This window comes from Burkholderia sp. BCC1640 (assembly GCF_902833125.1).
GTDB lineage: Bacteria > Pseudomonadota > Gammaproteobacteria > Burkholderiales > Burkholderiaceae > Burkholderia > Burkholderia diffusa.
On the sequence record NZ_CADFEF010000016.1, the window covers coordinates 88,474 to 107,198 of the forward strand.

At 69.3% G+C, this 18,725-nt stretch carries 14 protein-coding genes and 1 riboswitch; of the genes, 7 read left to right on the top strand and 7 right to left on the bottom strand.

Going from position 1 to position 18,725, the window contains the following annotated elements:
- Positions 1–251 precede the first annotated feature (251 nt).
- The gene (locus tag HWX25_RS18725) at positions 252–605 is read left to right on the top strand and encodes a type II toxin-antitoxin system RelE/ParE family toxin (RefSeq protein WP_059691135.1); all 354 of its coding nucleotides are present in this window, start codon (positions 252–254) and stop codon (positions 603–605) included.
- Entirely contained in the window at positions 602–874 is a 273-nt protein-coding gene (locus tag HWX25_RS18730; RefSeq protein WP_059523570.1) for an XRE family transcriptional regulator, read from the top strand. The genes HWX25_RS18725 and HWX25_RS18730 overlap by 4 nt, the downstream gene beginning before the upstream one ends.
- A 50-nt stretch (positions 875–924) precedes the next feature.
- Here the strand turns inward: HWX25_RS18730 and HWX25_RS18735 are convergent, their stop codons facing one another.
- The 3 genes from HWX25_RS18735 to HWX25_RS18745 form a co-directional block, all read right to left on the bottom strand.
- Positions 925–1,713 (bottom strand): molybdopterin-dependent oxidoreductase, encoded by a 789-nt coding sequence (locus HWX25_RS18735; protein WP_059523572.1) that lies wholly within the window; start codon positions 1,711–1,713, stop codon positions 925–927.
- Positions 1,714–1,742: 29 nt separating this feature from the next.
- Entirely contained in the window at positions 1,743–2,375 is a 633-nt protein-coding gene (locus tag HWX25_RS18740) for a cytochrome b/b6 domain-containing protein (RefSeq protein ID WP_059523575.1), read from the bottom strand.
- Between the two features lie 88 nt (positions 2,376–2,463).
- The gene (locus HWX25_RS18745) at positions 2,464–2,700 is read right to left on the bottom strand and encodes a pentapeptide MXKDX repeat protein (protein WP_175909625.1); all 237 of its coding nucleotides are present in this window, start codon (positions 2,698–2,700) and stop codon (positions 2,464–2,466) included.
- A gap of 269 nt (positions 2,701–2,969) precedes the next feature.
- Positions 2,970–3,086: riboswitch (TPP riboswitch) on the top strand.
- 124 nt (positions 3,087–3,210) lie between these two features.
- Between HWX25_RS18745 and thiC the strand changes: the two genes are divergently transcribed.
- The 5 genes from thiC (at position 3,211) to HWX25_RS18770 (ending at position 8,854) form a co-directional block, all read left to right on the top strand.
- Positions 3,211–5,142, top strand: a complete 1,932-nt coding sequence (gene thiC, locus HWX25_RS18750; protein WP_175909627.1) for a phosphomethylpyrimidine synthase ThiC — start codon at positions 3,211–3,213, stop codon at positions 5,140–5,142.
- A 258-nt stretch (positions 5,143–5,400) separates the two neighbouring features.
- Positions 5,401–5,616, top strand: coding sequence for a glycine zipper 2TM domain-containing protein (locus tag HWX25_RS18755; protein WP_059449419.1), 216 nt, complete (start codon positions 5,401–5,403; stop codon positions 5,614–5,616).
- Positions 5,617–5,825: 209 nt separating this feature from the next.
- Complete coding sequence (locus HWX25_RS18760) at positions 5,826–6,074, top strand: hypothetical protein (RefSeq protein WP_059523584.1); 249 nt, start codon at positions 5,826–5,828, stop codon at positions 6,072–6,074.
- 134 nt (positions 6,075–6,208) lie between these two features.
- Positions 6,209–7,135 (top strand): DMT family transporter, encoded by a 927-nt coding sequence (locus tag HWX25_RS18765; RefSeq protein ID WP_059815859.1) that lies wholly within the window; start codon positions 6,209–6,211, stop codon positions 7,133–7,135.
- 438 nt (positions 7,136–7,573) lie between these two features.
- Positions 7,574–8,854: an EAL domain-containing protein gene (locus tag HWX25_RS18770; protein WP_175909629.1), complete on the top strand. Its 1,281-nt coding sequence runs from the start codon at positions 7,574–7,576 to the stop codon at positions 8,852–8,854.
- A gap of 55 nt (positions 8,855–8,909) precedes the next feature.
- Here the strand turns inward: HWX25_RS18770 and arfB are convergent, their stop codons facing one another.
- Genes arfB through recC form a run of 4 tightly spaced genes read right to left on the bottom strand, consistent with a single transcriptional unit; the run spans position 8,910 to position 18,635 of the window.
- Positions 8,910–9,314, bottom strand: coding sequence for an alternative ribosome rescue aminoacyl-tRNA hydrolase ArfB (arfB, locus tag HWX25_RS18775; protein ID WP_063548829.1), 405 nt, complete (start codon positions 9,312–9,314; stop codon positions 8,910–8,912).
- On the bottom strand, positions 9,311–11,599 hold the full coding sequence (locus HWX25_RS18780; RefSeq protein WP_175909631.1) for an AAA family ATPase: 2,289 nt from the start codon (positions 11,597–11,599) through the stop codon (positions 9,311–9,313). The genes arfB and HWX25_RS18780 overlap by 4 nt, the downstream gene beginning before the upstream one ends.
- Entirely contained in the window at positions 11,596–15,300 is a 3,705-nt protein-coding gene (recB, locus tag HWX25_RS18785; protein WP_175909633.1) for an exodeoxyribonuclease V subunit beta, read from the bottom strand. Before recB ends, HWX25_RS18780 begins: the two co-directional genes overlap by 4 nt.
- Positions 15,297–18,635, bottom strand: a complete 3,339-nt coding sequence (recC, locus tag HWX25_RS18790) for an exodeoxyribonuclease V subunit gamma (protein WP_175909635.1) — start codon at positions 18,633–18,635, stop codon at positions 15,297–15,299. Before recC ends, recB begins: the two co-directional genes overlap by 4 nt.
- Positions 18,636–18,725 lie beyond the last annotated feature (90 nt).

Genomic DNA, 18,725 nt, shown 5'->3' on the forward strand with positions numbered 1-18,725 from the left:
GAAAGGATATCGACTGACGTTTCGGCGCGACATTTTTCGGCATCCGGACGAACCGAATCCGGGGCCGGAAACGCGCTGCACGGACGTCGCGGACATCGTCCGACACCCTTCCCCGCCCATCGCGATCGATCCATCGGCCTGACGGCCAGTCATGCATCGCGGGGGTTGCTTCGCGCTTATCGTGACGGTCGGCCTGCCGATCCGGTCGCCGACATTTTGTCCGTTCAACCCGCACACATCCATACAAGATTTTGTATAATTCCACCATCCTTCCGCCGAAGCCGGTCGTCTTCGTCGGCAGCGCGCTGGATGCGCTTCGCGGCTTTCCGCTGGCGGCGCGCCGCGAAGCCGGCCACCAGATCGACCAGGTGCAGCGCGGCCTGACGCCCGACGACTGGAAGCCGATGCGCACCATCGGTGTCGGCGTGCGGGAAATCCGCCTGCGCGATGCGAGCGGGGCATTCCGGATCATCTATGTCGCGACCTTCGCGGACGCGATCTACGTGCTGCACTGCTTCCGCAAGCAATCGGCACGCACCTGCAAGGCCGACGTCGAACTGGCCGCCCGGCGCTATCGCGCATTGACGATCGAGAGGAAACGATGAGCAACGAACGCTATACGAATGTCTGGGACGCCATCGAGGGCCAGCCGGCCGAGGCCGAGAACATGAAGCTGCGCTCCGAGCTGATGATCGCGCTCAAGCAGCGCATCGCGCAGCTCGAACTCAGCCAGGCCCAGGCCGCGAAACAGCTCGGCGTCACGCAGCCGCGCGTGTCCGATCTGCTGCGCGGCAAGATCAACCTGTTCGGGCTCGACGCGCTCGTGAACATGGCAGCGGCGGTCGGCCTGCGCGTCGATCTGCAAGTGCGCTAATCCGCGTGACGCACCCGTGAAGCACGGCGGGCGCGGCCGCGCCCCGCCGCTCACGATCCGCCGAACCAGTTGTAGCCCTGATCGACCCAGTAGCCGCCCGGGTAGGTATCGGTCACGAAGATTTCCATGATGTGCTTCGGATTCTTGTAGCCGAGCTTGGTCGGCATCCGCAGCTTCATCGGAAAGCCGAATTCGGGCGGCAGGCGGCGGCCGTCGTAATCGAATGCGAGCAGCGTTTGCGGATGCAGCGCGGTCGGCATGTCGATGCTTTCGTAGTAATCGTCCGCGCATTTGAAGCCGACGTATTTCGCGTGCGTATCGGCGCCGACGCGTGCCAGAAACGCGCCGAACGGCGTGCCGCCCCAGCGGCCGATCGCGCTCCACCCTTCCACGCAGATGTGCCGCGTGATCTGCTCCGCGTGCGGCAGCGCATACAGCTCGTCGAGCGTCCACACGCGCTTGCCCGTCACCCGGCCCGACAGCACGAGGCGGTACGTCGATGCGTCGACGTGCGGCACGTCGTCGATGCCGTAATACGCGTTGAACGGGAACGGCCGCGTGATGTCGGCCTCGGTATAGGTCGGCGCGAGCCGCTCGCCGCTGAACAGCCAGGCCTGCACGCGATCGTTCATGCGCGACACTTTCTCGAGAAACGCGTTGACCGACGCGTCGTCCTGCAGCGTGCAGCCGGTCAGCATCGTCAGGCCGCCGAGCGTCAGCACGCGCCGGTTGAAGAGGCGCCGCGACGGCATCTCGAGTTCGCGGCGCACGTCGAGCTCGAGCGACTTGCGGTCGAGCGTCCAGCTCGGCCGACCGCGGTTGTTTCCGGATTCCGACATGATGAGTTCCTTCGCCCGCGGCGTGCGGGTCAGCGGCCGCGCAGCATCGCGAGCAGCGAGCGCGGCACCAGCAGCGCCATCGCGACGTGTACGACGAAAAACGCGACGAGCAGCGACATCGCCCAGAAGTGCACGACGCGCGCGTTGTCGTAACCGCCGAACAGCTCGCGCAGCAGCGGAAACTGCACGGACTTCCAGATCGTGAGCCCCGACAGCACCAGCACGATCAGATCGACGATTGCGGTCAGGTACGCGGCACGCTGCACCGCGTTGTAGACGCTCAGGTCGTCGTGCGACAACCGGCCGCCCAGCGCCGCGCGCACGTCGCGCCATATCGACGCCGGCGTGACCGGCAGCATCTTGCGCGCGAGGCGGCCCGTCGCGATCGACATCGCGAGGTAGAACAGCCCGTTGCCGACCAGCAGCCACATCGCCGCGAAATGCCATTGAAGCGCGCCGCCCAGCCAGCCGCCGAGCGTGATGCCGTGCGCGAACGTGAACGGCGGATAGATCGGCGACGCATCGTAGATGCGCCAGCCGGACAATGCCATCAGGATCGCCGCGAGCGCGTTGAGCCAGTGGCTCACACGCACCCACAGCGGATGAATGTTGCGCGCGGGCGGCGTGGCAGCCGTGCGCCCGGCAGCGGGAACGGTTTGCATGGTGAAGACTCCCGGAACGTAGCGGCGGTGCGCGATGCGCGGGCGGCCTCGTGTACCGCACGCGCGGGCCGCGCCCCGCCCGCGTCGGTCAGTTCGACGGCGCCATCTTGTCGCCCGACGTCGACTTGCCCATCGCGTCGTGCGACATCGCGTGCTTCTTCATGGCGTCTTTCTTCATCGCGCCGTCCTTCGCCATCGCGTCGTGGCCCATCGCATCCTTCGACATCGACGCGCCTTCCTTCGACATCGCGTCGTTCTGCGCATACGCACCCGTTGCGGCCATGGCGAAACCGGCGACACAGGCTGCGATCAGTACTTTTTTCATGACATCTCTCCGAAACATGGGTTTGAGGAGCCGAATAGACGGAGGACGTCGCGGGATATGACAGTCGTTTCGAGAATTTTTTTCAGGGACTGCCGAAACCGCTCCAATGCTGCACCGCGCCGTCATCGTCAGCCGGGCCGCAGGGCCGTGCGGCGGTGTCATGCATCGCGGCTTGCGCGGCGGGCGCGCCGCCCGCATTGCTGCAACTGCACCGCGGCCACCGGTCTGCCACCGGTTGAAACCGCCGCGAAGCCAGTGTATCGTGTGCGCTGCTAACGCGGGGGTCCTGCAATGCGTTCGGTCAAACAACCGGCATTGCGGGTGAGAAATACCCTTTGAACCTGATCTGGATAATGCCAGCGCAGGGAAGCGTACGGATTTCGCCGCCATCCTTCTGACGAAATCCGCCGCCTCACCAAGCCTCGTCTCCTGCTTAGCTCGAGCCCCACATTCGTCAAGGGCTCCGGGCAAGCGCCGTGGCGCCTGTCCGGCGCTCACACAGGAGATTGCATGAACGCCAATCCGAAGTTTCTGTCCGCGGACGCCCACGTCGACGCCGCCGCCGTCGCCCCGATGCCCAATTCGCGAAAGGTTTATGTAACCGGCTCGCAGCCCGACATCCGCGTGCCGATGCGTGAAATCACGCAGGCCGACACCCCGACCGGCTTCGGCGGCGAAAAGAACCCGCCGATCTACGTGTACGACACGTCGGGCCCCTACACCGATCCAGACGCGAAGATCGACATCCGCGCCGGCCTGCCGGCACTGCGCCAGCGCTGGATCGAAGCGCGCGGCGACACCGAGGTGCTCGACGGCCTGTCGAGCCGGTACGGCCTCGAGCGCGCGGCCGACCCGGCCACCGCCGACCTGCGTTTCCCGGGCCTGCACCGCAACCCGCGCCGCGCGCAAGCCGGCAAGAACGTCACGCAGATGCACTACGCGCGCCAGGGCATCATCACGCCGGAAATGGAATACATCGCGATCCGCGAGAACCAGCGCCGCGCCGAGTACATCGAGAGCCTCAAGTCGAGCGGCCCGAACGGCGCGAAGCTCGCCGCGATGATGGGCCGCCAGCACCCGGGCCAGGCGTTCGGCGCCGCGGCCTTCGGCGCGAACGCACTCGCCGAGATCACCCCCGAGTTCGTGCGCGAGGAAGTCGCGCGCGGCCGCGCGATCATCCCCGCGAACATCAACCACCCGGAATCCGAGCCGATGATCATCGGCCGCAACTTCCTCGTGAAGATCAACGCGAACATCGGCAACTCGGCTGTCACGTCGTCGATCGGCGAGGAAGTCGACAAGATGACGTGGGCGATCCGCTGGGGCGGCGACACGGTGATGGACCTGTCGACCGGCAAGCACATCCATGAAACGCGCGAGTGGATCATCCGCAACAGCCCGGTGCCGATCGGCACGGTGCCGATCTACCAGGCGCTCGAAAAGGTCAACGGCAAGGCCGAGGACCTGACCTGGGAAATCTTCCGCGACACGCTGATCGAACAGGCCGAGCAAGGCGTCGACTACTTCACGATCCACGCGGGCGTCCGCCTGCAGTACGTGCCGCTCACGGCGAACCGGATGACGGGCATTGTGTCGCGCGGCGGCTCGATCATGGCGAAGTGGTGCCTCGCGCATCACAAGGAAAGCTTCCTGTACGAACACTTCGAAGAGATCTGCGAGATCATGAAGGCGTACGACGTGAGCTTCTCGCTCGGCGACGGCCTGCGTCCCGGCTCGATCTACGACGCGAACGACGAAGCGCAGCTCGGCGAACTGAAGACGCTCGGCGAGCTCACGCAAATCGCGTGGAAGCACGACGTGCAGGTGATGATCGAAGGCCCCGGCCACGTGCCGATGCAGCTGATCAAGGAGAACATGGATCTCCAGCTCGACTGGTGCAAGGAAGCGCCGTTCTACACGCTCGGGCCGCTGACCACCGACATCGCACCGGGCTACGACCACATCACGTCGGGCATCGGCGCCGCGATGATCGGCTGGTTCGGCACCGCGATGCTGTGCTACGTGACGCCGAAGGAGCACCTCGGGCTGCCGAACAAGGACGACGTGAAGGAAGGGATCATCACGTACAAGCTCGCCGCGCACGCGGCCGACCTGGCCAAGGGTCACCCCGGCGCGCAGGTGCGCGACAACGCGCTGTCGAAGGCGCGTTTCGAGTTCCGCTGGGAAGACCAGTTCAACATCGGTCTCGATCCGGACAAGGCGCGCGAATTCCACGACGAGACGCTACCGAAGGATTCGGCGAAGGTCGCGCACTTCTGCTCGATGTGCGGCCCGCACTTCTGCTCGATGAAGATCACGCAGGACGTGCGCGAGTTCGCGGCACAGCAAGGCGTGTCGGAAACCGAGGCGCTGAAGAAGGGGATGGAGGTCAAGGCGGTCGAGTTCGTGAAGACCGGCGCCGAGATTTATCACCGTCAGTAAGTCGGCAAGCGAACGCGGCGGTCCGCGCGGACCGCTTCGCCTCGTGAAGCACGGCAGGAAGCCCGCTTTCGAGCGGGCTTTTTTTGCATTCGCGCGCATGCCGTGTGCCTGCCGGCGCAAGCGAAACAATTGATTACGAAACCGCTCGAGCCTTAACAAGTCCTTACAGCAGCGCCACGGAGCGACGCGTAGATTGGATTCATGCGCGGCCGTCAGGCGGCCGCGCGACCTCCGTTCACTACCACAAGGACAGCGATCATGAACCATTCGATTCGGCGTTTTGGGGTATGCGCGCTGCTCGTCGCGACGGTGGCCAGCCTTTCGGCCTGCGATTCGATGACGCGGCGCCAGCGCGATACCGCGATCGGTGCGGGTGTCGGCGGCGTCGCCGGCGCGGCGATCGGCGGCAACGCGCTGTCGACGCTGGGCGGCGCGGCAGCAGGCGGCATCATCGGCAACCAGGTCGGCAAATAAGCCGACCGGCTTACCCGGCTGCCGCGCGACGCGCGGCAAGCGCCGGCCTGACGGCGTTTCCGCACGGCGGAAGCGCCGTTTTTCGTATGCGGCGCCGCAACACGCCGCAGCGGCCCGGAAATGATCCGTTACCGTTTAGCGCACCTTGTCATCGCCGCGCGGCCTAAGCTTAAGCATCTGCCGATTGCCGGCTCCGCCGGAGAGACATCATGAACAGGACCCTCGTCGCCGCGGCGCTCGCGTGCACGACGCTCGCCGGCTGTTACTACCCTTACGGCTACTATCCGTCCGGCTATTACACGGCGGCGCCCGTGCAGCCCGCGCCCGTCTATGTCGATCCGGGCCCGGCGTACTACTATCCGGCGCCCGCCTATGCCCCGGCCTGGGGCGGTTACTGGGGCCCCGCGGTGTCGCTCAATTTCGGCTTCGGCGGACGCGGCGGCTGGCACCATCACTGAACGACCGCACGGGCCGGTTCGCGGCGGAGGCCAGCGGATTTCCCCGGTTCTTGCCATTTCATCCGATCGTGAAACGACGGCACGGGAACGCGGTGTAAGATTCCTCGCATCCCGTCCCGTCGCCGCCACGCTCAATGTCGCCCAAGAACGCCCTTCTGCTGACCGTCCTCGCTGCCCTGTGGGGCGCGTCGTTCCTGTTCATCCGGATCGGCGTCGCCGACTTCGGCGTCGCGCCGCTGATGGCGCTGCGCGTGGGCATCGGCGCGCTGTTTCTCGCAGGCTTCGCGCTGACGCGCTTCAGGCCCGCCGAGCTCGGCGCGCAGCTGCGCCGTCGCGCGTGGCCGTTGTTCGTCGTTGGCGCGCTCAACTCAGGCATCCCGTTCTGCCTGTTCGCGTTCGCCGAACTGACGCTGTCGGCCGGCGTGACGTCGGTGATCAACGCAACGACGCCGCTGTGGGGCGCGCTCGTCGCCTATCTGTGGCTGAAAGACAAGCTGTCGCTGCCGCGCGCGCTCGGCCTCGTGATCGGCTTTGCCGGCGTCCTCACGCTCGTGTGGGATCAGATCGCGAACGCGCACGGCAGCACCGGCGCCAACGCGACCGCGCTCGCCGCCGCCGCCGCGCTCGGCGCGACGCTGCTGTACGGCATCGCGGCCAACTACACGAAGCGCACGCTCAGCGGCGTCGATCCGCTCGTCAACGCGACCGGCAGCATGATCGGCTCGACCGTGCTGCTGGCGCCGTTCGCGATCGCGACCTGGCCCGCCGCGGCCGTCAGCGCGCATGCATGGGGCGCCGTGCTCGCGCTCGGCATCGCCTGCACGGGCATCGCGTATTTCATCTTCTTCCACCTGATCGCGCACATCGGCCCGGCCCGCGCGATTACCGTGACGTTCGTGATCCCGGTGTTCGGCCTGCTGTGGGGCGCGCTGTTCCTCAGCGAACACGTATCGCTCGTAATGATCGAAGGTTGCGCGATCGTGCTCGTCGGCACCGCGCTCGCCACCGGCGTGATCAAGCGGATTCCCGGGCTGCGCCCGCGCGGCGGCGAAGCGGCCTGAGCGGCAGGCGGGGCCGGCACCCGCCGGTGCGGGTTGCCCGCGACGCGCCGGCCGCCAATCCGCGAGCGCCGCGGGTCGACCGGTGCGCGACGGCGCATAGCGAATTTCGCCTGATGGCGATGCAACCGCCCGGCTTTGCCGCTTTGCCGCATTCTTCGCACGCGATGCACGCGGCATATTTGGAGCCGTCGCCGCATACACGGCCGGTGGCCCTTGCGTATCACGCGCCGGGCGGACGGCCCCTTCCAGCCGTCGGTGTAGCGTTTGCGTCTGGAGTTACCCTGATACGCGCGCCGCACCATTCCCGTTACACTCGGATCACTCATCCGCAGAAGGCGGTTACGATGCACCACGTTCTTTCGCGTCCACCTGCGCGTGCGACGGCTTCTGCGTGGCGCGCACGATACCGCCCCCCGATCGCCCCAGGGCACCGTTGACATGAAGCCCTCCCGCGACCTCTCGCTCGACTCCCTGCTCGAACGCCTCACGCCGACGCCCAGCGGCTGGATCGCAACGTATCGCGAGACGACGCTGCGCAGCGTGTTTCAACCGGTGCTGTCGATCACGCACAAGCGCGTGGTCGGCTACGAAGCGCTGCTGCGCGTCATGGACGAGAACGGCGCGCTGGTTTCGCCGGTCGCGCTATTCGACAGGACGCGTGCCGCTGCCGACGCGTTGCTGCTCGACCGGCTCGCCCGCTGCCTGCATACGGCCAATTTCGTCGCGCAAGGCATCGGCGACGGCTGGCTGTTCCTGAACGTGACGCCGCGCGTGCTCGATTCCGGCCTCGTGCAGCGCGAATTCGTCGAGGCGCTGTGCCGTCATTTCGCGCTGCCGCCGAACCGCATCGTGCTGGAAGTCGTCGAGCAGCCGGCGCGCGATGAAGCCGCGCTCGCCCGCACGATCGACATGATCCAGCACCGGGACTTCCTGATCGCAATCGACGATTTCGGCACCGGGTTCTCCAATTTCGACCGCGTGTGGCGCGCACGACCCGATATCGTCAAGCTCGATCGATCGCTCGTCGAACGCGCGAACGCGTCGGCCGACGATCGCCGCATCATGCATCATCTGGTATCGATGCTCCACCAGGCCGGCGCGATGGTGCTCGCCGAGGGCGTCGAAAGCGACGACGCGCTGCAGACGCTGATGGAGGCCGATATCGATTTCGTCCAGGGTTTCCAGTTCGGCCAGCCCGATGCATCGATCGCGCACGCGAGCGCCGCGGCGCCCGCGATGCTCGACGCCGCGTGGCAACGCTACATCGCCCACCGGCATACGCCGGCGATCGCCGAGCAGCCGGGCTTCGACGCGATCGAGCGGCTCGTGCTCGCCGGCGCGGCCGCGTTTTCCGCGAGCGGCAGCCTGCAGGACGCCGCGCAGCGCGTATTCGTGGTGCCGGCCGCACGCCGGGTGTTCGTCACGGACGAGATCGGCGAACAGTTCCTGCCGTCGATCGGCGCGCGTCCCGAGGACGGCCAGACGAGCGGCACGCGACTCTCGCCGCTGTTCCCGGAGACGCACAGCAACTGGTCGCGACGCCCGTACTTCCAGCGCGCGATCGCGGCGCCGGGGCGCGTCGCGCTCATGGGCCCGCACTTCTCGCTGACCGAAGGCCGCGATTGCTACACGGCAGCCGTCGCGATTCGCGCGCAAAACCGTCTCGTCGTGTTCTGCGTCGACTTCGTGCTCGACAGCGCGGGCACCGTGATGCGGTAGCGCATACGGCGGCACGACGCCGCCCGCCATGCAGGCTGGCCGGCGATTCGTTTCATCAGTCGATCACCTTCCCTCTTCCGGACTTCACCACGCTGCGGCGCGACTTGTGTTCGAGCCGCCGCTCCTTCGATGCGCGTGTCGGCCGTGTCGCCACCCGCGCACGCGGCGTGAACGCGACGCTGCCGATCAACGCATCGAGCCGCGCGAGTGCTGCGTCGCGGTTTTTCTCCTGGGTGCGGTATTCCTGCGACTTGATCACGACGATGCCGTCGCGCGTGATGCGCTGGTCGGACAGCGCGAGAAGCCGTTCCTTGATGACGGGCGGCAGCGACGACGCGCGGATGTCGAAACGCAGATGAATCGCGCTCGACACCTTGTTGACGTTCTGGCCGCCGGCGCCCTGCGCGCGCACGGCGGTCCATTCGACTTCGGCCGGATCGAGCGTGTAGCGGATCATCATCGCGACGTCTCCTTGCGGCGCCGCGCGAGCGCCTCGTCGACGCGGGCCGCCAGGCCCGAATCGCGTTGCGTACGTGTCGCGACCGCCTGCGCCAGCACGCGCCGCGGGCCGATCACCTGCACGCGCGTGCGCGCACGCGTGACCGCGGTGTAGACGAGTTCGCGCGTGAGCACACGGCCGAACGATGCCGGCAGCACGAGCGCGGCCTCGTCGAATTCGGAGCCCTGCGACTTGTGGACGGTCAGCGCGAACGCCGTTTCATGTGGCGGCAGCGCCGCGGGCGACACGGCGCGAGCGGTGCCGTCCGCGCGGCGGAACCATACGCGCAGCACGCCCTGCGCGTCCGGCAACGCGATGCCGATGTCGCCGTTGAACAACCCGAGCGCATAGTCGTTGCGCGTCACCATGATCGGGCGCCCGGTGAACCAGTGTGCGCCGACCGCGAGCGGCACGCGTGCGGCATGCCGCACGTGCGTGGCCACCAGCGCATTGACGTGCTCGGCGCCGCGCGATCCCGTGCGCGTCGCGCACAGGATCCGGAAGCGGTTGAGCGCATCGAACAACGGCAGCGGATCGGGCTCCGGCCCGGACAACGCGATGCGCAACGCATCGAGGTACGCGCCGAACCGGCGCGCGAGCCGCTCGACCGTCGACGCCGCAAGCGTCTCGCCCGCGTCGTCGTGAAACGACGCGGCAGCGGCCGCGTCGGCCGGCAGCGCGTCGAGCGCGCCCTGCACGTCGCCGCGGCGGATCGCGAGCGACAGGCGGCCGATCGGCGAATCGAGACCGAAACGGTAATTGCGTTCGAGCCACACGACGCAGTCTGCGAGCGGTGCGGGCGACGCGGCGGCGATGTCGTCGGCCACCGTTGCAACAGTCGACACCCGTGTTGCCGAACCTCCCGCGTGGGCCTGATCGAGCGGCGTGAGCTCGACGGCGTCGAGCCATGTGAGTTCGTCGGCCTCGATCCATGCAGGATCGGTGGCCGCGGATGCGCTAGCGAGGTCTGTCGGTGCAGGTGACGACGGAGCGGCCAGAGGCACCGCATCAGCCGGGGAAACCGCTTCGTCCTGCGGGTCGTCATCGAACAGCGACGCCTGTCGCGTATCCACGTTGCGCCGTGCGGGCGGCTTGCGCGCCGCGCTCGCCGACAATGGCGCGGAAGCCGGGGCCGGGGCTTGAGCCGCAACAGCAACCGCCCCCGCCACTTCGCCGTCCGGCACCGGCAAGGCCGCGACGAAAGCCGCTTCGTCGATCCCGAGCGCATCCGCGATGCGCGTGCGCGCAGCGGCGGTGAACGTCGGCCGTGCGCTGAGTTCGGCGAACACGGCGCCGGCTTCGACCGCGGCAAGCTGATCCTTGTCGCCGAGCAGCACGAGCCGTGCACCCGGCGCGAGCGCATCGAGCAGATGCGCGGCGAGCGCGACGTCGATCATCGACGCCTCGTCGACCACGATCAGGTCGTACGGCAACGGATTGTCGCGCTGATGGCGAAAGCCCGCCGCCCCGCCGCCGCCGAGCAGGCGATGCAACGTGTACGACGTGTCGGGCAGGCGCGCGGCAAGTTCCGGCGGCAGGTCGCCCGCCCGTGCGTGCAGCGCTTCCTGCATCCGCTGCGCGGCCTTGCCGGTCGGCGCCGCCAGCGCGATGCGCAGCCCCGGATGCGCGTCGAGCAGACAAGCCAGCACGCCGACGACGGTCGTCGTCTTGCCGGTGCCGGGGCCGCCGCTGACGATCGTCACGCGTCCTGTCAGCGCAACGATCGCCGCGACGCGCTGCCAGTCCATTTCGCCCGTCGCGGGCCCGAAGTAACGCGCGAGACTGTCGCGCAACCGGTCGGGCGACAGCACGTCGCCCGGCGCGGCGACGCCGGCCTGCGCGACGAGCGCATCGGCGAGCCGCCGTTCGTAGTCGAAATAGCGCGACAGATACAGATGGTCGTGCCGGTCGACGATCAGCGGCCGCTCGTCGCCGCGCGCGAGCGTGCCGAACGCCACCACGCCGCTTGCTGCAAGCGCCGCGCGCACGTCGTCGACCGGTTCCTCGTAGCGCTGCGCGAGCGCGCCGAGCGACACGCATACGTGGCCGCCCGCGGTCGCCCGGCTCGTCGCGAACGCGGCACGCGCCGCCCAGCGCGCGGCCGCGGCCGGCGCACCCGCACGGCGCGACAGGTCGCCGATGCGTCGCGCGAACCCTTCCGCGAGCGCGATGCCGAAATCAGCCGGCTCGGGCAGGCGCGCGACGAGGCCGCCGGTGAATTCGAGCGTATCGTCGGACACGTTCATGTGCGGCCCCCTTCCATCATCCGGTCGAGCGCGTCGACGAGTTCGCGCGCGGGCCGCCGCGCATGCACGCCGGCCGGTTCGCCGGCACTGCGCCAGTCCGGCCGCACGCCACGCACGAACAGGTACAGATAGCCCGCGATATGCGTGTCGTAGTCATAGTCGGGCAGCCGCCCGCGCAAATAGCGATGCAGCGCAACCGTATAGAGCAGCGCCTGCAGGTGATAGGCATGATCGGCCATCGCGACGTCGAGCGCGCGCGGGCCGTAAGCGTCCGGCGTATTGCCGAGATGGTTCGACTTCCAGTCGACGATCCAGAAGCGGCCGTCGTGTTCGACGATCATGTCGATGAAACCCTTGATGAAACCGGCGAGCACGCCAGCGTCTAGCGCAACGTCCGGATAGCCGTGTGCGACCAGCAGCCGGCGCAGCGCGCCCAGCTCGAGCGACGGCGCCGGGAACAGGAAACCCATTTCGTCGAGCCGCTTGGCGGGATCGAGATCCGCAAGCCGCATGCCCGGCACGAGCTCCGTGCGCACGACATCGTCGACGAGCCGCGCCATCATCGCGGGCAGGCGCGTCGCGAGTTCGGGCTCGGCCTCGACTGGCCGGTCATGCAGCGCGCCGAGCGCCGCCTGGTGCCATGAATCGGGCTCGGTGAACCGACTGAGTTCGAACAGGCGGTGCAGACACTCGCCCGCTGCCGCGCCGCGCGGAAACACGAGGATGTCGTCGTCCGGCGGCTCGACCGCGACGGTGTCGTCCACGGCAAGCGCGCCGTCCGGCGCGCCGGCGGCAAGCGCATCGTGATCGGGCCGCAGCTCGTCGTCCGGCACGACCGCGACGCCCGCCTCCTCGCGCGCCATCGACGCGGTCAGCGAACTGAAGCTCGCCATCCGCCACGCGTCGCGCAGCACGCGCGTCGCATGGCGGGCGGCGAGCGTCTGCGATGCATCGTGGCCGGCAGCCAGCCGCTCACGGCGCGCCGGCACCGGCAACGGTGCAACGCTCACGGGCCCACCGGCGAGCGCTTGCCACGCAGCATCGAGCACCGCTTCGTCGGGGGGCTCGTCAAGCCACGCGTCGAACGACTGGCCGGCCCCGGCCACGAGCCAGTTCAGCACGCTGCGCCGCGCCTCGCGGGTCGAGCGCGACGACAGATAAAGCCCGGCGACGAGATAGCACCGATAGACCGCGCGCGTGAGCGCCACGTAGACGAGCCGCGCGCGTTCCGCCGCCTGCTCGCGCAGCGCCTGGCGCGCGGCATGCTCGGCGGCTTCGTCGTCGCACCCGTAATGCAGCACGGCGTCGCCCGCATCGTCGTGATACTCGCGCGCGTCGGGCAGCGCCGACGCGGGCGGCTCGCGCAGCCCGCCGTCGTTCAGGAACGGACAGAACACGACCGCGTATTCGAGGCCCTTCGACTTGTGCACCGTCACGATCTGCACGAGGTTGCGATCGGACTCGAGACGCAGCTGCGCTTCCTCGCCGCCGCCGTCGAGCCGTTGCGCGGCGAGCCAGCGCAGCGTCGGCGCGATGCCCGGCTGCGCGGACGCGCGCGCCTGCGTCAGTTCGGCCAGATGGTTGATGTCGGTCACGCGGCGTTCGCCGTCCGCGCCGGCCATCAGCCGCTCGGCGATCCGCAGCTCGCGCGTGAACGTGCGCCACATCACCGCGAAGCCGCGTTCGCGCCACAACAGCCGATAGCGCGAGAAGCGCTCGACCCAGCTCATCGCGTCCGCGCTGTCGGCCGCTGCACGCGACACATCGCCGTCGCCCTGCTCCATCCGCCACAACGCCCCGGCATCGAGGCCGAACCAGTCGGCGGCCAGCGCCGCGCGCAAGCGCCGCAGGTCGCCCGGCGCATCGATCGCCGCGAGCACGCGCTCGAGCTGCTCCGCATCGCCGGTCGAAAACACGGACGCCTGCGCGAGCTCGACGCTGCCGATGCCCCACGTGGCGAGCACGCGCTTCACGAGGCTCCCCTGCCGGTGCGTCTGCACCAGCACCGCGACGTCGCCCGGCGACAGCGGCGTATCGCCGAGCCGCACATGTCCTTCGCGCGCGCCGCGCATCAGCCGGGCAATCTCGGCCGCGCACGCCTGGGCGGCCTGTGCCTGCGCGTCGCGCTTGAGCAGCGTGCCGTCGCCGCCCGGCAGCGCCCAGATCCGGAAATCGCCGCCCGGGCCCGGGTCGGCGCCGTCGACGAACGGTGCACGCACGCGCGTGCCGGCGCGCACCGCGTAATAGTCGAGCCCGTCGAGCACGAACGCGCGCGGGTTCGACATGAAGAAGCGGTTGCACGCATCGACGATCGCCGGCGTCGAACGCTGGTTGACCGCGAGCGTATAGCACGCGCTCGCGCTTGCCCGCGCGGCGAGGTACGTATGCAGATCCGCCGCGCGGAAGCTGTAAATCGCCTGCTTCGGATCGCCGACGAGAAAGAGCGGCCCGCCCGGTGCGAAGATCCGGTCGAAGATCGCGAACTGCAGCGGGTCCGTATCCTGGAATTCGTCGATCAGCGCGGCCGGATAGCGCGCGCGCAGCGTCTCGGCGAGCCACGGATGCGCATGCAGCGCGTGATAGAGGTTCGCGAGCAGATCGTCGAACGACACGACGCGGCGCGTACGCTTGCGTTCGGCCAGCTCGCCCGGCGCGGTGTCGAGCCAGTCGGCGACCAGCGCGAGCCAGCGCGCGCGCTGCGTGGCCTCGGCGGCGGCCACCGCCGCTTCGAGCGCGTCGGCGACGTCGAAGAATGGGTGTTCGGGGGTCGCGCCACCCTTTTTCGTCGCCTTCGCGAGCGCCGTGCGCGTGAGCTTGAGCGCCGCCTTCGGCAGCGCGGCGGCGGCATTGCTTTGCGCGAAATGCGCGGACCACGCGCCGAGCGCATCGGCGACGGCGTCGGGCTTGTGCGAACGCTGATTGAGCACGGGCTGCGCGGTGCGCAGCAGCGCGTCGATCGCCTCCCGCTCGTCGGCCCACATCCGCGCGGCCTCCGCGAAGCATTCGACGGCAGCGGCCTCCGCCGAGGCGTCCGGTTCGACGACGCCGTCCCAGCGTAGCGCGGCGAGCGGCTTCTTTAGCCGCCGCGCGAGCTGGGCGTCGAGCGCGGCCGGGCCCGCGCCCGAATCGACGAGCCACGTCGCGAAGCCGGGCCAGCGCGCGGCCATCGGCTCGACGCGCGTGCGCCAGAAGTCCGCCGCGAGCTCGAAGCGCAGCGCCGCATCGTCGGCCTGCATCTCGAACGCGAACGGCATCGCGGCCGCGAACGGCGCTTCCTGCAGCGCACGCTGGCAGAACGCGTGGATCGTGTGGATCGCCGCCTGGTCGAATGCGCGCAGCGCGCGCCGGATCCGCTTCGCGGCGGTCTCGGGGTCGAGCGCGCCGGCTTCGCCGAGCGTCGTCTCGAGCAGGCGCGCGACGAACGGATCGCCGCCGTCGTCGCCGGTATCGAGCGCATGCGCGAGTTGCGCCAGCCGCCCGCGGATCCGCTCGTGCAGCTCGGCCGTCGCCGCCTTCGTGAAGGTCACGACGAGGATTTCATCCGCGCCGAGATCCTTCTCCAGCAGCAGGCGCACGTAAAGCGCACAAATATTCCACGTCTTGCCGGTACCGGCCGACGCCTCGATCTGGTTGACGCCGTCGAGCGGACACGCGAAAACATCGAGTTCGAGCGCCGCCTGCGGCTGGGATGCGGCGCTCATGCGACCTCCTTCAGATGTTCCAGCATCGGCTCGAACACGAGCCGCGCGAGCGTGCCGAACGGCTCGTCGAGCGAAGGATGCGCACCGCGCCATGCGATCGCGATCGCCGGATCGTCGGCTTCGCTCACCACGCGCTCGTTGATCCAGACGCTCGCCGCCTTCGCCTCGCCGTCGGAAATGCGCGCCCACGCGCTGCGCGGGAAGAACCGCAGCGGCATGCGCCGCCCCGCGCGAAACAGCGCGGCGAGCGGCGCGAGGCGCTCGAGCGGTGCCGCGACCGGCGTGAGCTCGAACGCGCCGCCGCTGCCGAACCACAGCGTGCGGCGCGGACCGTCGGGCTCCACCGCGCAGTAGACGAGGTGCGCGAGCCACGCGGACAGGTAGTCGCGCGCGCTCGGCCGTGCATAGCGATAGATGATCTGGCCTGCCGGCGTCAGCCGGTTCAGCATGCCGTGCAGTTCGAGCGGCGCACTCACCGCATCGCTCGACAGCATCGCGTCATCGGCACCGAACAGCGCCTGTTCGGTGTCGGGCCAGGCAGGCGCGATCGCGAGCGTGAACGGCCGCCGTTCCATGCCGTCGGCCAGCGCACGCCGCACGTTCGACGCAAGCTGCGTCATCGAGCCGAGCGCCTGGTCGCGCCAGACCGCGCCCGTCGCGCCGCCCGGTAGTTCCGGGCTGGCGTCCGCGATGCGCAGCGCATGATCGTGCACGCCGCCTTCGTCCGATTCGATCAGGAGCGGCAGCACGCGCTCGGCGAGCGCGTCGCTGCCCGCAAAGTCGAGTGCGAATGGCTCTGTGTCGAGCAGTTCGGCCTGCGCGTCGGACAGCACGATGCCGAGCCGCGCACGCAGCAGCGCGCGGGCCGGATGCCGCCAGAACCGTTCGAATTCGCTGAACGCGACAGGTTCGACCGGCTCGGCCGGCAGCGGCTGCGCGAAGAACGGCTGCTCGCGCGTCGCGTCGCGCGCGGCTTCGGCTGCCAGCAGCGACGCCAGCGTCGCGCGCTCGGCGTCGTACGACGCCAGTTCGCTGCCGGGCCGGAAATACTCGGCCGCGAACGGTTGCAGCGGATGTTCGACGATGAACGCGCGCCGCGCGGCATCGACCGCGTCCGGTGGGGCATCCTCGCCGGCCGTGACGAGCGCGAGATGGTCGAGCAGTTCGTCGACGAGCGCCGCGGGCGGCAACGGCGCGTTGTCGCGAATGCTGCGCCCCGTATAGGCAATCAGCAGCCGGTCGCGCGCGGCGAGCAGCAGGTCGAGGAACAGGTTGCGTTCGTCGTCGCGACGCTGCCGGTCGCCGAGCTTCGGCAACACGGCCATCAGGTCGAACTCGTCCGCGCGCGCGAGGCTCGGCAGCACGCCGTCGTCCATGCCGAGCAGGCACACGACGCGGTATGGCAGCCCGCGCAGGCTCGTCAGCGACGAGAACGTGACGCCGCCCCACGGCACCCCGCCGCGCGCCGGATCGTCGAGCGCGGCTGCCAGCCCCGCGCGTACGACGGCCGCGGGCAAGGCTTCGTCGGGCGCGCCTTCCGTCATCGCGGCCAGCATCGCGTCGAGCGCGTCGCGCACGCCCGAGAGCGCATCGGCATACGCGGCACCGGAGTCGAAGAACCGAGCAAGCGTGTCGGCGAACAGTTCGCTCCATGCGCGTGGCGTGTGCGCGTCGGCGAGCCGTCGCGAGAAGCCGTCGAGATCGTCCGTGAAGCGCGCGAGCCGGCCGAGCAGTTCGGCCTCGCTGCCGGTTGCCGCCTCGATCGGCAGCCACGCGCCGACCGGTGCCGCGCCCTCGGGCATCGCATAGCCGAGGAAGAGCCGCGCGAGCGCATCGGAAAACGTATGGCGCGGCGCAGGCACCGCCGCATCGTCGCTCACCGTCGGCGACAGCCCGCGCCGCGCGCCGGCGGCCGCGAGCCAGGTCTGAACCGTCTCGAGCGCGGTTGCGTCGATGCCGTAACGGGCCGCCACCGCGTCGACGCGCAGCCATTCGACCAACTCGGGCGCGCCGACCTGCCGTTCCGGCAACGCGAGCCATTCGAGCAGCACGCGCGCGACCGGGTTCGCCTGCGACGGCGGCAGGCCGGTGATCCGGTAAGGCACGCGCGCGCCGCCGGCGCCCGCGGTGCCGAACACGGCATCGATCAGTGGCCCGGCCGCCGCGAGATCGGCGACCGCCACGAGCACATCGGACGGCTGCAGCGTCGCGTCCGCATCGAACCACGCGAGCAGGCGGTCATGCAGCACCTCGAGCTGACGCGCGAGGCTGTGGCATACGTGCACCTCGATCCCGCGCTCGGCAGGCGCTTCGCCGAGCTCCGCCTCCGGTTGCAGGTCGAGGATCGCATTCTGCACGCGCGCGAGCCAGGTCGGCGCGGGATTCCCGACGAAACGCGACGCATCGCCCGAAGCGGCGCTTTCAGTCAGTTCGTGCAGCATGTGCAGCTGCGCCTGCGTCTGCCGGCCCCACTCCGCGAGCAGCGGATGGCCGACTTCCTGATAGTCCAGCCGGCCGGCCGCGTCGAGCGCCTCGGCATGCGCGGCGGTGACGATGTCGAACCAGAATTCTCGGCACGGATTGAGCGCATAGACGCGCACGTCGATCCAGCGCGACAGCTCGCGCAGCAGCGCGACGTGCAGCGGCGGCATCGTCGGCAGCGCGAACACGCTGACCGATTCCGGCCAGTCGGCACGCGCGACGGTTTCGGGATCGAGGTTGCGCGCCTCCACGAGGAAGCGATGCGCGGGCGGCGTGCCGCTGTCGCTCAGCTCCGCAAGCAGCGCGCGCCACAGCGCCGCCTGCCAGTGCTCGTCGTCGTGTGCGGCATCGCTGATTCCGCGCGGCGCGACGTCGCCCGCGAGCACCGACTCGCCGGCCTGCCATGCGGCCAGCCATTCGGGCCGATAGGTCAGGTAATGATCGAGCACGGCCGCGACGCGCTGTGCGAGCTCGTAGCGCATCGCGTCGTCGGACGCGGACAGATACGCAGCCAGCCGCGGCGACGCGAGCCACGGCGCGCCGCTCGCGCCCTGCGCGAACAGCCGGTAGCAGCGCCACACGAGGCGGTCCGGTGCGAACGGCGAGCGGGCGGGCACCGTCAGCACGCGGCCGATCTGCGCCCACAGCCATTGCGCGAGATACGTAAACTCGACGTTCGCGCACACGCCGTGGCGCACGGCGATGTCGAGTTCCAGACGGCGGCGCAGCGCCGCGCTCGGCACGATGACCTGTTGCGGCGCCCACGGGCCGTTGCGGGCCGGAAACGCGGCCAGGTCGTCGAGCAGCGCGTCGGCCAGCGTTTCGTGACGGTTCGAATAGAAGAGATGGAGCATGAAGCGGGTGTCGGAGCCTCGCGCCGGCCAAGCCGTGCGAACGGGAGCACCAAGGATAGCAAAAGGACCGTCGCGGCGAACCTCGTCCGA

What these genes read in the sequence shown, in the direction of transcription:
- HWX25_RS18730 (WP_059523570.1), top strand. Translation starts at nt 602, where the DNA reads ATGAGCAACGAACGCTATACGAATGTCTGGGACGCCATCGAGGGCCAG.
- HWX25_RS18735 (WP_059523572.1), bottom strand. Translation starts at nt 1,713, where the DNA reads ATGTCGGAATCCGGAAACAACCGCGGTCGGCCGAGCTGGACGCTCGAC.
- HWX25_RS18740 (WP_059523575.1), bottom strand. Translation starts at nt 2,375, where the DNA reads ATGCAAACCGTTCCCGCTGCCGGGCGCACGGCTGCCACGCCGCCCGCG.
- HWX25_RS18745 (WP_175909625.1), bottom strand. Translation starts at nt 2,700, where the DNA reads ATGAAAAAAGTACTGATCGCAGCCTGTGTCGCCGGTTTCGCCATGGCC.
- thiC (WP_175909627.1), top strand. Translation starts at nt 3,211, where the DNA reads ATGAACGCCAATCCGAAGTTTCTGTCCGCGGACGCCCACGTCGACGCC.
- HWX25_RS18755 (WP_059449419.1), top strand. Translation starts at nt 5,401, where the DNA reads ATGAACCATTCGATTCGGCGTTTTGGGGTATGCGCGCTGCTCGTCGCG.
- HWX25_RS18760 (WP_059523584.1), top strand. Translation starts at nt 5,826, where the DNA reads ATGAACAGGACCCTCGTCGCCGCGGCGCTCGCGTGCACGACGCTCGCC.
- HWX25_RS18765 (WP_059815859.1), top strand. Translation starts at nt 6,209, where the DNA reads ATGTCGCCCAAGAACGCCCTTCTGCTGACCGTCCTCGCTGCCCTGTGG.
- HWX25_RS18770 (WP_175909629.1), top strand. Translation starts at nt 7,574, where the DNA reads ATGAAGCCCTCCCGCGACCTCTCGCTCGACTCCCTGCTCGAACGCCTC.
- arfB (WP_063548829.1), bottom strand. Translation starts at nt 9,314, where the DNA reads ATGATGATCCGCTACACGCTCGATCCGGCCGAAGTCGAATGGACCGCC.
- HWX25_RS18780 (WP_175909631.1), bottom strand. Translation starts at nt 11,599, where the DNA reads ATGAACGTGTCCGACGATACGCTCGAATTCACCGGCGGCCTCGTCGCG.
- recB (WP_175909633.1), bottom strand. Translation starts at nt 15,300, where the DNA reads ATGAGCGCCGCATCCCAGCCGCAGGCGGCGCTCGAACTCGATGTTTTC.
- recC (WP_175909635.1), bottom strand. Translation starts at nt 18,635, where the DNA reads ATGCTCCATCTCTTCTATTCGAACCGTCACGAAACGCTGGCCGACGCG.